Consider the following 12659-nt stretch of genomic DNA (forward strand, 5'->3'; position numbering starts at 1 on the left):
GGCCCTGCGGCCCCGGGTGACGGCTGACCACCGCGGAATCCTCCAACCGTACGATCGACAGGCAGGCGGAAATGTCCACGACAACCGACAGTCAGGAACTCGAGGTCTGGATCGACCAGGACCTGTGCACCGGCGACGGCATCTGCACCCAGTACGCGCCTGAGGTGTTCGAACTGGACGTCGACGGTCTCGCGTATGTGAAGGAGAACGAGGACGAGCTGCGTTTTGAACCGGGGGCGGCGGTACGTGTGCCCCTGACCATCCTGAACGACGTGGTGGACTCCGCCAAGGAGTGCCCGGGCGACTGCATCCACGTGCGCCGGGTCAGCGACGGCCAGGAGGTCTACGGCCCCGACGCGGTCTGAGCGCCGGCCGCAACGCCGAAGGGGGTGCGCCACCGGGAAACCGGTGGCGCACCCCCTTCGGCTTCGGCGTTCGCCGGTGCCGGGGCGGCCGGCGGGTCAGGCGATGGCCCGGGGGGCCGCGCCGAACTCGAAGATGGCCGAGACCGCCTCGCCGAGGTCGTCCGGCGACTCGACGTGGACGACCGGGAAGGGGAACCGCACGAGGTTCCTGGGCAGTGAGGAGCCCAGCACCAGGCCGAGCCGGGTGCCGTGGGCGTCCAGGCACTGGGCCAGGTCGCCCAGGTCCACCCGCAGGCCGGCGTCCGCGGCGAACAGCTGCCCGGCCGCGTCGGCGGTGGTCACCGGCCCGCGCGGCGAGCACAGCGGCAGCGTGGGGGCGTTGAGGACCGGGCTCCAGGTGTCGTGCGGTGCCGGGCCGGCCGGGGGCACCGGGACGAGCGGGTCCGCGCCGCGGCGGGCGCGGATCGCGCCGCGCGGGGCGACCGAGGCGAGCCTGGCCAGTTCCTCACCGGTGCCGGACAGCAGCACGACGCGGTGCCGGCCGCTGTCCTCGTCGAGGCCGAGGCCGCCGACGTCCCGCACCGCGCCGCCCTCGCGGGCGTGCAGGTACCAGTCGGGGTCGTGCGCGGGCGGCAGGAAGGCCAGCGCGACCTCCGGCCGCGCCGCCCGGTCCCCGCCGGCGGCGGCGTCCGGGCCGGGGCGCAGCAGGGAGCCGATCAGGTCCTGGGCGGACAGGCAGCGGGCGAGTGCCGCCGCGACCAGCGCGCCGGTGCCCGTGCCGCCGACCACCTGGGGGCGGATGCCGTGCACGGCGAGCACGTCGTGGACCGCGAGCATCGCCGTCGCCAGCGAGATGCGGCGGGCCCGGCGGCGGGTGGCGGCATCGGCCCCCTCACCGCCGCGCAGCAGCACGTCGGCGCCCAGGCCGCTCCACTCCCCCACCCGCGCGTACCGGTGGCGGGCCACCGGGAAGCGGGCGTGCAGGGCGCGTACGCCGTCCTGGTCGCCGCCGAGCGGTTCCGTACCGCAGATGAACGCGAGTGTCATCCCGCCACCTCGGTCCTGGTGCCGCGGCGGCACCGGGATCCGCCGCGGGTGCCGGAGGGGAGCGCGGGGGTTCGCCGCGCGGTCACGCCCGCGCCGAGGTGCGGGCCAGGGCCGGGATCAACACCCCGCCGGTCACCAGGTGCATGCACAGCAGGGCGACCTTGGCCCCGGTGCCGACGCCCTCGCTGAGCGGGGCGGCCAGCGACAGCAGCAGCACGACCGCGGCGATGGTGGTCCACACGGTGCGGGCGCGGCCCGGCATGCGGCGCTCCAGCAGGGCGAGCAGGCCCCAGGCGAGCAGCCCGGCTATGAGGGCGGCCACGATGACGACGGCGACATTGATCTTGGTCGTGCTGGCCTTGGCGCCGGAGCCGGTGCGGGTGGCGAGGTCGACGCTCATGAACTGCGCGGTCACCAGCCAGACGACGAACGCCGCCAGCATCCCGGCGAGTACGGCGAGCAACCGCGCGCGACGGGTGTTGGTCTCGGGGTGCGGGGCGGGCGGGGTCGTCATGGGGGTGTCCTCCTGGGAAAGCGGCCCGGCGCAACAGCGGCACTGAGCCGCGACGATGGGCCGGGGTACCGGCGGCCCCAGAAGGAGATTAGCGGGCCCGCGCGATGCGGTACCAGTCGCTCCGGAAAGGCCCCCGCAAGAACCGGGGAAACGCCCAGACTTCCGCCCCGGGCGCCCTGGAGAGCTTGTGTTGGCCGTGTGCGTGAGCTGGATAGTGGGCGCACCGCTCGTCTTCCCGATCCGTTCGGAACGCCCCGGCCCCTCCGGTCGCGGTACCGATCCGCTGAAAGGACACGCCGGCCCCATGAGTTCTCTTCCCCCGGACACTCTGTGGATCCGCAGGTTCCACCCCGCTCCAGCAGCGGGCGAGCGCCTGGTCTGTTTCCCGCACGCCGGCGGATCGGCGAGCTTCTTCCTGCCGGTCTCCACCGCGCTGAGTCCGGGCGTCGAGGTGCTGGCCGTGCAGTACCCGGGACGGCAGGACCGCCGGGCGGAACCGGGCATCCCCTCCGTCCCCGACCTGGCCGACCGGATCGCGCAGGCGCTGACCGGCTGGGACGACAAGCCGCTGACCTTCTTCGGCCACAGCATGGGCGCCGCGGTGGCCTTCGAGGTGGCACGCCGGATGGAGGCCGAGGGCCGCGGCCCGGTGCGGCTGTTCGCCTCCGGGCGCAACGCCCCCTCCCGGCCGCGCGACGAGAACGTGCACCTGCGCGACGACGCCGGCCTGATCGCCGAGCTGCGCAACCTCAACGGCACGGACTCCTCGCTGCTGGAGGACGAGGAGCTGCTGGCGATGATCCTGCCCGCCACCCGCAGCGACTACACGGCGATCGAGACCTACCGCTGCGCGGAGGAGACCCAGGTCGCCTGCCCGGTGACCGTCCTGGTGGGCGACGACGACCCGAAGACCACGCTCGACGACGCGCGGGCCTGGAAGCTGCACACCACCGGTCCGTTCGACATGCGGATCTTCAACGGCGGTCACTTCTACCTCTCCCGCCGCTCCGCGGAGGTACTGGCGGTGCTGTCCGAACACGTCGGCATGGCGGGCACCGCCCACCGGGCCTAGGGATGCCCCGCGGCCCCCGGGCCGTCCCGCCGTTCGCCGTCCATTCACTGAACCCCACCTGGGAGCACCGACAGATGGCTGAACAACTGCTCATGGAGGACCCGACGCCGGCCCGGACCCACCGCCGGCGGCCGCGGGTCGGTCACATCCAGTTCCTCAACTGCCTCCCGCTGTTCTGGGGCCTGGCCCGCACCGGCAGCCTGCTCGACGTCGACCTGCGCAAGGACGACCCCGACGGCCTCAACGACGCGCTGGTGCGCGGCGACCTCGACATCGGCCCGATCAGCCTGGTGGAGTTCCTGCGCCACGCCGACGACCTGGTCGCGCTGCCCGACATCGCGGTGGGCAGCGCGGGCAACGTCATGTCGTGCCTGATCGTCAGCCAGGTGCCGCTGGAGGAGCTGGACGGCGCGCCCGTCGCGCTGGGGTCCACCAGCCGCACGTCGGTCCGGCTCGCCCAGCTGCTGCTGGCGGAGAAGGTCGGCGTGCAGCCGGAGTACTTCGTGTGTCCGCCGGACCTGCGGGCGATGATGAACGAGGCGAAGGCCGCGGTGATCATCGGCGACGCCGCGCTGCGGGCGGCGCTGTACGAGGCCCCGCGGATGGGGCTGCACGTCCACGACCTGGGCCAGATGTGGCAGGAGTGGACGGGGCTGCCGTTCGTCTTCGCGGTGTTCGCCGCGAGGCGCGACTACCTGGCGGCCGAGCCCGAGACCGTCCGTGAGGTCCATGCCAACCTGCTCGCCTCGCGCGACCTGTCGCTGACCGAGGTGTCGAAGGTCTGCGAACAGGCTTCGCGCTGGGAATCGTTCGACGCCCAGACGCTGGAGCGCTACTACACCACGGCGCTGGACTTCAGCCTGGGTGAGCGCCAGCTCGCCGGCATCAAGGAATTCGCCCGGCGGGTCGGCGGCGACGAAGAAGGCTTCCCCTCCGACGTCCACGTGCGGCTGCTCGACGCCGCAGACGGCCAGTAGGCCGACATGACCCGCACCACGTCACCGACATCTCCCGGAAAGGCCGGCACCATGCCCCCTGTTCCCCTGTCCGAACTGCAGTCCGTGCTCGACCGTGCCGCCGCCGGAGGCCGGATCACCCCCGAAGAGGCGCTCGACCTGTACCGCTGGGCGCCGCTGCACGCGCTGGGCGTGGCGGCCGACACGATCCGCCGCCGCCGGTACGCCGGTACCGAGCACATCGCGACGTACATCATCGAGCGCAACATCAACTACACCAACGTGTGCGTCACGGCGTGCAAGTTCTGCGCCTTCTACGCCGCGCCGAAGGACACCGCCAAGGGCTGGACCCGCGACCTCGAGGACATCCTGCGCCGCTGCGCGGAGACCGTCGAGCTGGGCGGCACCCAGATCATGTTCCAGGGCGGCCACCACCCCGACTACGGCGTGGAGTACTACGAGAAGCACTTCTCCGCGATCAAGGAGGCCTACCCGCAGCTGGTCATCCACTCGCTCGGCGCCTCCGAGGTCGAGCACATGGCCCGCATCTCCAAGGTGAGCGTCGAGGAGGCCATCAGCCGCATCCACGCCGCCGGCCTCGACTCGTTCGCCGGCGCCGGCGCGGAACTGCTGCCCGCCCGGCCCCGCAAGGCCATCGCGCCGCTGAAGGAGTCCGGCGAGCGCTGGCTGGAGATCATGGAGACCGCGCACCGGCTGGGCGTGGAATCCACCACGACCATGCTGATGGGCACCGGTGAGACCAACGCCGAGCGCATCGAGCACCTGCGGATGATCCGCGACACCCAGGACCGCTCCAGCGGCTTCCGCGCCTTCATCCCGTACACCTACCAGCCCGAGAACAACCACCTCAAGGGCCAGACCCACGCCACGTCGTTCGAGTACCTGCGGATGATCGCGATCGCCCGCATCTTCCTCGACAACGTCGCCCACATCCAGGGCTCCTGGCTGACCACCGGCAAGGAGATCGGCCAGCTGTCGCTGCACTACGGCGCCGACGACCTCGGCTCGATCATGCTGGAGGAGAACGTCGTGTCCTCCGCCGGCGCCAAGCACCGCTCCAACCGCATGGAGATCATCAACCTCATCCGCAGCTCCGGCCGCGTGCCGGCGCAGCGCAACACCACCTACGAACACCTCCTGGTGCACGACGACCCGGCCAACGACCCGGTCGACGACCTGGTCGTCTCCCACCTGTCCTCCACGGCCATCGAGGGCGGCACCGCGCACCCCGAGCTGAAGCTGCTCTCGGCGACCTGACCGGAGGCCCTGTCGGCCCCGGCCGGCCCGTACCGGCGGGCCGGGGCCGACGGGTCGTTCCGGCGCCCCCGCACCCCGTCCGCGCGAGGGCGGGTGCGCCGGCACAACCCATCTCACGAACAGGACGGAGAAACCATGCCGGGCGCTATTCACGCCGAAGGTCTGGTGAAGGAATTCGGCAAGGTCACGGCGGTGGCCGGCGTCGACCTGGATGTCCCGGAAGGCCAGGTCCTCGGGCTGCTGGGGCCCAACGGCGCGGGAAAGACCACCACGGTCCGCCTGCTGACCACCTTGCTGCGCCCCACCTCCGGTACCGCCACGGTCGCCGGTCACGACGTGGTGCGCTCGCCGGAGAAGGTGCGCCGCGCCATCGGCCTGTCCGGCCAGTTCGCCGCGGTCGACGACCGGCTGACCGGCCGGGAGAACCTGCGGATGGTCGGGGAGCTGTACGGCATGCGGTCGCGCGCGGCGCGCGACCGCACCAGCGAACTGCTCGACCAGTTCGACCTGAACGGGGCCGCGGACCGCAGGTCGAGCACCTACTCCGGAGGCATGCGGCGCCGGCTGGACCTGGCCGCCGCGCTCGTGGTGCGCCCGTCGGTGATGTTCCTCGACGAGCCGTCGGCGGGCCTGGACCCCGGCAGCAGGCTGATGCTGTGGGAGGCGATCGAGAAGCTCGCCGCCGAGGGCACGACGCTGCTGCTGACCACGCAGTACCTGGAGGAGGCCGACCGCCTCGCCGACAACATCGCCGTGGTGGACCGCGGACAGGTGATCGCGCGGGGAACGCCCGGCCAGCTGAAGGCCCAGACCGGTAACCAGAGCATCGAGATGACGGTGCGCGACGTGGCCCGGATCGAGGACGCGACCTCGCTGCTGCTGCGGTTCGGCAAGGCCAAGCCCACAGTGGACGGCGACAGCGGCCGGCTGTCGGTGGCGGTGGACGGCGGCGCGAACCTGCTGTCCGAGGTGATCCACGAACTGGCCGCCACCGGCATCGAGATCGACGACATCGGGCTGCGCCGCCCGACCCTGGACGAGGTCTTCCTGTCCCTGACGGGCGGCACCCCCGCGAACAGCGACGAGGAGAAGCGATGACGGTGGCGGTGGCGCCGGAGCCGACGGCGCAGGACGTCCTGGCGGCCGGGGGCACGCTCAAGTCCCTGCGCGACACCTGGGTGATCACGAAGCGCAACACGCTGCGCATGATGCGCATACCCGAGGCGCTGCTGCTGGGCATGGCCCAGCCGGTGGTGTTCGTGCTGCTCTTCGCCTACATCTTCGCGGGCACCTTCACCGTCCCGGGCGGCGGCGGGAGCATGGCGTACCGCGAGTACATGATGCCGGGCTTCTTCGCCCAGACCGTGGCGTTCGTGACGGCCGGCAACAGCAGCATCGGCATGGCCAACGACATCCAGCGCGGCATGGTGGACCGGTTCCGCTCGCTGCCGATCTCCCGCGCGGCGCTGCTCAACGGGCGTGCGGCCGCCGACATCGTGCAGAACTGCCTGGTGATCGTCGTCATGGTCATCTGCGCGGTCGTCGTCGGCTGGCGCATCCACCGCGGCCTGGGGCACGCGATCCTGGGCTTCCTGCTGCTGCTGGTGCTGGGCTACGCCCTGTCGTGGGTCGGCGTGCTGATCGGCATGGCGGTGCGTACGCCCGAGGCGGCCGGCAGCGGCAACTTCCTGTGGCTGTTCCCGCTGACCTTCCTGTCGAACGCGTTCGTCACCCCGTCGACGCTGCCGGCGGTCCTGCGGTTCGCCGCCGAGTGGAACCCGATCAGCGCGACCATCCAGGCGTGCCGCAACCAGTTCGGCAACCCCTCGCTGATGCAGACCCACACCTTCCCGATGCTGCACCCCGCCCTGGTGTCGCTGCTGTGGTCGGTGGGCATCGCGGTGATCTGCCGGACGCTGGCGGTGCGCAAGTACAGCTCGGTGGGCGCCTGACACGGTGCCGGCGGTGCCGGTGCCGGGAGGTCGCCCACCTTCCGGCACCGGTGCCGCCGGCCCGGTGGCACACCGTCGCCGCGCGGGGCGCGGGGCCCGGCCGCCGTCCAGGACAGGCCCCGCGCGGACGTTGACCCGGCCGGTGCGGCCGCCGGTCCCGGCGCGGACCGTCCGTCACCGGCAGCCGTACCCGAGGTGATTGGACGTTGGAGGCGTGAGCCACGAGATGCGCACCGAACTCATCCGGCCGCTGCACGAACTGATCGCGACGCATGCCGCCGAGCGACCGGACAAGACGGCCTACCACGACGCCCGTACGTCGGTGACGTACGGCGAACTCGCCGGGCGCACCGGGCGGCTGGCCGGACACCTGGCGGCCCTGGGGCTGGAGCGCGGGGCCCGCGCGGCGCTGTGCCTGGGCAACCGGGTGGAGATGGTGGAGAGCTACCTCGCCGTCACCCGGGCCGCCGCGGTGGGCGTGGCGATCAACCCGAACTGCTCGGACGACGAACTGGCCTACCTGCTGGACGACTGCTCGGCCGCCCTGGTGATCACCGACCGGGCCCGCGCCGACCAGGTCGCGCGGGTCGCCGGGGCCGGCGTCGGCGTGGTGGTCGTCGGACCGGACGAGCCCGCCGCGGGCCGGTGGCACTACGAGACGCTGGCGACCACCGAGCCGCCCGCCGCGCCGCGCGACGACCTGGGGCTGGACGAGCCGGCCTGGATGCTCTACACCTCCGGCACCACCGGATCGCCCAAGGGCGTGCCGTCGACCCAGCGCGGCTCGCTGTGGGCGACCGCCTCGTGCAACGCGCCCATCCTGGGCCTGTGCGAGGACGACCGGATGCTGTGGCCGATGCCGCTCTTCCACTGCGTGGCGCACAACCTGTGCGTGCTGGGTGTGCTGGCGGTCGGGGCGACCGCGCACATCATGGACGGGCTGGCGGCCGAGGAGATCCTGCGCACGGTGCGCGAGGAGCGTTCGACGTTCCTGGTCGGCGTTCCGACGATGTTCCACCACATGGTGGAGGCCGCGCTGGCCGGTGACGTGCCGGTGCACGACCTGCGGGTGTGCATGGTCGCCGGTTCGGCGTGCCCGGAACCGCTGCACGAGGCGTTCGCCGAGGCGTTCGGCATCTCGCTGCTGGACAGTTACGGCTCCACCGAGACCGGCGGGGCGATCACCACGAACTGGCCGGCCCGGCCGCGCGTGCCCGGCTCCTGCGGGCTGCCGCTGCCCGGGCTGGAGCTGCGGCTGACCGACCCGGGGACCGGCCAGGAGGTGCCGCAGGGCGCGGAGGGCGAGATCTGGGTGGACAGCCCGGCGATGATGACCGGCTACCACGGCAAGCCCGCCGAGACCGCCGCCGTGATGTCCGACGGCTGGTACCGCACCGGTGACCTGGCACGCCGGGACGCGGCCGGGTACATCAGCATCACCGGCCGGATCAAGGAACTGATCATCCGCGGCGGGGAGAACATCCACCCCGCGGAGGTGGAACGCGTGCTGGCCTCGGTGCCGGGGGTCGCGGAGGCCGCGGTGGGCGGCCGGGCGCACGACGCGCTCGGTGAGGTGCCGGTGGCCTACCTGGTGGCCGGCCCGGAGGGCATCGATGCGCAGCTGGTGCTGGAGACCTGCCGCGCCCGGCTGTCGTACTTCAAGATCCCCGACGAGCTGCTCCAGGTCGAGGCGATCCCGCGCACCGCGGCCGGGAAGATCGCCCGGCGCGAACTGGCGGGGCTGCCCGCCAGGTCGCTGGCGGTCAACCCGGTGACGGCCGCCCGGCCGCAGCAGGAGGGTCCGGCGCAGGGCGCGGACCACGCCACGCCGGCCATGCTCGGCGCGGTCGGGGCGCACCACCCGCTGCTGGGCGCGGTGGTGGACCTGCCGGACTCCGACGCGGTGGTCTTCACCGGCCGCCTGTCGGCGGACCGGCACGACTGGCTGGACGACTGCCTGGTGGCCGGTACCCGGGGGGTGCCCGGTTCCGTGCTCGTCGAACTGGCGGTCCGGGCCGGCGACGAGGTCGGGGCGGGACGCCTGGAGAACCTCGTGCCCGCCGAGCCGCTGGTGCTGCCGCCGTCCGGCGGTGTGCAGGTGCGGGTGACCGTGGGACCGGCCTGGGACACCGGGCGGCGGCCGCTCACCGTCCACTCGCGCGGCGACGGGGAGGTCAGCGGACGGCAGTGGATGTGCCACGCCAACGGCATCCTCGCCCCGGACACGGCGACCGCTGCGTGGGACGCGAGCGTGTGGCCCCCGGTCGACGCCGAGCCCCTACCGCTGCCCGCCGACCCCGCGCAGCAGGCCGCGGCCGGCCACGGGCGGGTACGCGGGGTGTGGCGGCGCGGCGACGAGGTGTTCGCGGAGGTGGCGCTGGACGGCGAACGGGCCGGTGAGGGCGCCGCGTTCGGCCTGCACCCGCTGCTGCTGGACACCGCGATCCATCCGCTGCGGGCCGGACTGGCCGGCCCGGACGCCGGTACCGAGCCGGGCGCCTGGCGCGGGGTGTCGCTGCACGCGGCGGGCGCGGCGGTCCTGCGGGTGCGGATCACCCCGGCCGAGCAGGGCGCGGTACGGATCGAGACGGCGGACGCCACCGGCGTTCCGGTGCTGACGGTCGACTCGCTGGAGGCCCGGCCGGTCTCGCGGGCGCGGCTGCGGGTGGCGGGCGCGGCACAGCAGGACGGCCTGTTCAGCGTGGAGTGGCAGGACGTGGACCTGCCGGCGCCGGCGGACCCGCGTCCGCAGCGCTGGGCGGTGGTGGGCGAGGACCCGTTGAAGGCCCGCGCGGGCCTGATGGCGGCCGGGCAGTACGCCGAGTCCTACCCCGACCTGGAAACGCTGGCGGCCCGGGCCGCGGCGGACTCGGTGCCGGACGTGGTGGTCGTGACGTGCGCCCCGGACCCGGCCGCCGGCCAGGACGTCGCCGCGGTCACGCACCGCACGACCGGGCAGGCGCTGGGCTGGGCCCGTTCGTGGCTGACGAGCGCGGCGTTCGACGGTTCGCGGCTGGTGTTCCTGACCCGTGGCGCGGTGCCGGCCCCGGGCGACGGGCCGTCCCCGCTCCCGGCGGCCGGTGCCGTGTGGGGGCTGGTGCGGGCCGCGCAGAGCGAGGCACCGGGGCGTTTCGTACTGGTGGACTTCGAGGGCGGCAAGCCGGCCTGGCGTGCCGTGCGGCGTGCCCTCGGGTCGGGCGAGCCGCAGGTGGCGGTGCACGGCCGGACGGTGCGGGTGCCGGTCCTGGAACGTGAGTATCCGGCCGCTCCGGGCCCGCTGACGCCGGCCCTGGACGGCGGCACGGTGCTGGTGGCCGGCGGCACGGGCCGGCTGGGCGCCCTGGTCGCCCGGCACCTGGTCGCCGAACGGGGCGCGCGCGACCTGCTGCTGGTCAGCCGTCGCGGCCCGGACGCGCCGGGCGCCGGCGATCTGCGGACCGAACTGGCCGCGCTGGGCGCCCGGGTGACGGTGGCCGCCTGCGACGTGACGGACCGCGCCGCGCTGGCCGGGCTGCTGGAGCGGTTGCCCGCCGACCGGCCGCTGACGGCGGTGGTGCACGCCACCGGGGTGGCCGACGACGGCATCCTGACCTCCCTGACGCCGGACCGGCTGTCCACCGCGACCCGCTCGGCGGTGGAGGGGCTGGCGGTGCTGCGCGAGGTGACGGCGGGTCTGGACCTTTCGGCGTTCTGGGTGTTCTGCACCGTCGCCGGGGTGCTGGGCAGCGCGGGGCGCGGCGCCCACGCGGCGGCCGGCGCGTTCGTCGACGCCTGGGCGCACGGGTTGCGCGCCGAGGGCGTTGCGGCCCGCTGCGTGGCGCTGGGCCCGTGGGAGCCGGACGGCGCGGCACCGGCGGCGGACTCGCCGGAGCGGCGCCGGGCCCGGCGCGACGGGCTGTCGACCGTCACCGCCGAGCAGGGGCTGCTGCTGGTGGACGCCGCGTGGTCGACGGGGCTGGGCTCGGTGGTCGCCGCGCCGCTGGACTTCACCGCGCTGCGCGACCGGGCCCGGGCGGGAGAGGTTCCGACGCTGCTGCGCCGGCTGCTGCCCGCCGCCGCCCGCCGCCGCGCGTGCGACACCCCGGCCGGGGCGCTGGACCTTCGGCAGCGGACCGCGGCGATGACCGAGGAGGAGCGGGACGCGGTTCTGCTCGATCTGGTGCGGTCCCAGGTGGCCGTCTCGCTCGGGTACGCGTCGGCGGAGGCGGTCGACGCGCAGCGCACCATGAAGGAGTTCGGCTTCGACTCGCTGACGGCGCTGACCGTCCGCAACGCACTGAACGCGGCCACCGGCCTCACCCTGGCCCAGGCCGTGGTCTTCGACTTCGCGACGCCGGCCGCGCTCGCGCTGCACCTCAAGAGCGAGCTTCTCGCCCGCTGAGTACCCGTCGTACACCGGACAGAACAGGAGATGGGCGATGAAGGTCGACAACGTCCACATCAACTCGCTGGGGGTCGTGCTCCCCGAGTGGGCCAGCGCCGAGCAGGCCGTCGCCGACGGTCTGCTGGACGCGGAGATCATCAAGCTGAACGGGCTCACCGGGGCGCACATCGCCGGTGACGTCCCCGCGCTGGACATGGCGGTGACCGCGGCGCGCACGGCACTGGAGCGTTCCAAGCTCGACCCGGAGGAGATCGGCGCGCACATCCACAGCGCCGTGCACTACCAGGGGCCGGAGGCGTCGTACCCGCCCGGGTACATCCTGCGCGAGCTCGGGCTGCCGGTGATGCCGGCGTTCTACCTCCAGCAGGGCTGCAACGGCATGCTGGGTGCCCTGGAGGTGGCCATCGGGCAGATCACCGGGGCCGCGGAGGCGGAGGCGGTGCTGCTGACGACGGGGGAGAACTTCTCCGCGCCGGGGGTGGACCGCTGGAAGGGCTTCGGCCAGTCCTACATCTCCGGTGACGGCGCCGCCGCGGTGCTGGTCGGCGCCGAGGAGGGGTTCGCCCGGGTCCGCTCGCTCAACGCCGGTGTGCTGAACGTGCTGGAGAAGTGGCACCGCGGCAACGGGCCGCTGCTGCTGCGCGACACGGGTGTGCCGACGCCGGGGATGCCGGAGCGCGCGACCCAGTTCAACGAGACGGAGATGTCGCTGTCGGAGACGCTGGACAAGGTCACCCGGTTCGGCCTGGACGTCATGCAGCGCTCGCTGGTCGACGCCGGCCTGAACGCCTCCGACATCGCGAAGGTCGTCTCGATCAACATGGACGGCCGGATGATCGAGTACTCGATCATGATGCCGCTGGGTCTGCCGATGTCCCGCTCGGCCTGGGACTTCGGCAAGTCGGTGGGCCACGTCGGCGGTGCCGACGTCTTCATCACCCTCGAACACCTGGTGCGCACCCGGGAGGTGGGACCGGGCGACAACGTCCTGCTGTTCTCCCAGGGGCCCGGCTGGATCTCCACCGCGGCCGTGGTGACCATCACCGACACCCCGCCCTGGGCGGTCTGACCGCACCGCCCGGCAGGACGAA

Annotated in this window: 10 protein-coding genes; 8 read left to right on the top strand and 2 right to left on the bottom strand. The window is 73.5% G+C overall.

All coding sequences use genetic code 11. The annotated features are described in order from the left end of the window. Positions 1-71: 71 nt before the first annotated feature. A complete protein-coding gene (locus POF43_RS09820; protein ID WP_271313431.1) occupies positions 72-365 on the top strand; it encodes a ferredoxin in 294 nt (97 codons plus the stop codon). A 96-nt stretch (positions 366-461) separates the two neighbouring features. Here POF43_RS09820 and POF43_RS09825 read toward each other — a convergent pair whose 3' ends face one another. Together POF43_RS09825 and POF43_RS09830 are read right to left on the bottom strand one after the other, a co-directional pair. Beyond that, the gene (locus tag POF43_RS09825; protein WP_271313432.1) at positions 462-1412 is read right to left on the bottom strand and encodes a hypothetical protein; all 951 of its coding nucleotides are present in this window, start codon (positions 1410-1412) and stop codon (positions 462-464) included. Positions 1413-1494: 82 nt separating this feature from the next. Continuing rightward, on the bottom strand, positions 1495-1926 hold the full coding sequence (locus tag POF43_RS09830; protein ID WP_282698514.1) for a DUF6069 family protein: 432 nt from the start codon (positions 1924-1926) through the stop codon (positions 1495-1497). Positions 1927-2230: 304 nt separating this feature from the next. Between POF43_RS09830 and POF43_RS09835 the strand changes: the two genes are divergently transcribed. From POF43_RS09835 to POF43_RS09865, 7 genes are all read left to right on the top strand, one after another. Next, positions 2231-2998, top strand: a complete 768-nt coding sequence (locus POF43_RS09835) for a thioesterase II family protein (RefSeq protein WP_271323809.1) — start codon at positions 2231-2233, stop codon at positions 2996-2998. A 74-nt stretch (positions 2999-3072) separates the two neighbouring features. After that, complete coding sequence (locus tag POF43_RS09840) at positions 3073-3975, top strand: menaquinone biosynthetic enzyme MqnA/MqnD family protein (protein WP_271313910.1); 903 nt, start codon at positions 3073-3075, stop codon at positions 3973-3975. Between the two features lie 51 nt (positions 3976-4026). After that, on the top strand, positions 4027-5232 hold the full coding sequence (gene mqnC / locus POF43_RS09845) for a cyclic dehypoxanthinyl futalosine synthase (RefSeq protein WP_271313911.1): 1206 nt from the start codon (positions 4027-4029) through the stop codon (positions 5230-5232). Between the two features lie 135 nt (positions 5233-5367). Then, positions 5368-6330, top strand: a complete 963-nt coding sequence (locus tag POF43_RS09850) for an ATP-binding cassette domain-containing protein (protein ID WP_271313912.1) — start codon at positions 5368-5370, stop codon at positions 6328-6330. Next, positions 6327-7184, top strand: a complete 858-nt coding sequence (locus tag POF43_RS09855; protein ID WP_271313913.1) for an ABC transporter permease — start codon at positions 6327-6329, stop codon at positions 7182-7184. Before POF43_RS09850 ends, POF43_RS09855 begins: the two co-directional genes overlap by 4 nt. A gap of 214 nt (positions 7185-7398) precedes the next feature. Continuing rightward, the gene (locus POF43_RS09860) at positions 7399-11565 is read left to right on the top strand and encodes an AMP-binding protein (protein WP_271323808.1); all 4167 of its coding nucleotides are present in this window, start codon (positions 7399-7401) and stop codon (positions 11563-11565) included. Positions 11566-11602: 37 nt separating this feature from the next. Continuing rightward, a complete protein-coding gene (locus POF43_RS09865; RefSeq protein ID WP_271313915.1) occupies positions 11603-12637 on the top strand; it encodes a ketoacyl-ACP synthase III family protein in 1035 nt (344 codons plus the stop codon). The last annotated feature ends 22 nt before the right edge of the window (positions 12638-12659 follow it).

The sequence above is a fragment of the Streptantibioticus silvisoli genome (genome assembly GCF_027947535.2).
Classification (GTDB): domain Bacteria; phylum Actinomycetota; class Actinomycetes; order Streptomycetales; family Streptomycetaceae; genus Streptantibioticus_C; species Streptantibioticus_C silvisoli.

What these genes read in the sequence shown, in the direction of transcription:
- POF43_RS09830 (WP_282698514.1), bottom strand. Translation starts at nt 1,926, where the DNA reads ATGACGACCCCGCCCGCCCCGCACCCCGAGACCAACACCCGTCGCGCG.
- POF43_RS09820 (WP_271313431.1), top strand. Translation starts at nt 72, where the DNA reads ATGTCCACGACAACCGACAGTCAGGAACTCGAGGTCTGGATCGACCAG.
- POF43_RS09850 (WP_271313912.1), top strand. Translation starts at nt 5,368, where the DNA reads ATGCCGGGCGCTATTCACGCCGAAGGTCTGGTGAAGGAATTCGGCAAG.
- POF43_RS09855 (WP_271313913.1), top strand. Translation starts at nt 6,327, where the DNA reads ATGACGGTGGCGGTGGCGCCGGAGCCGACGGCGCAGGACGTCCTGGCG.
- POF43_RS09840 (WP_271313910.1), top strand. Translation starts at nt 3,073, where the DNA reads ATGGCTGAACAACTGCTCATGGAGGACCCGACGCCGGCCCGGACCCAC.
- POF43_RS09825 (WP_271313432.1), bottom strand. Translation starts at nt 1,412, where the DNA reads ATGACACTCGCGTTCATCTGCGGTACGGAACCGCTCGGCGGCGACCAG.
- POF43_RS09835 (WP_271323809.1), top strand. Translation starts at nt 2,231, where the DNA reads ATGAGTTCTCTTCCCCCGGACACTCTGTGGATCCGCAGGTTCCACCCC.
- POF43_RS09865 (WP_271313915.1), top strand. Translation starts at nt 11,603, where the DNA reads ATGAAGGTCGACAACGTCCACATCAACTCGCTGGGGGTCGTGCTCCCC.
- mqnC (WP_271313911.1), top strand. Translation starts at nt 4,027, where the DNA reads ATGCCCCCTGTTCCCCTGTCCGAACTGCAGTCCGTGCTCGACCGTGCC.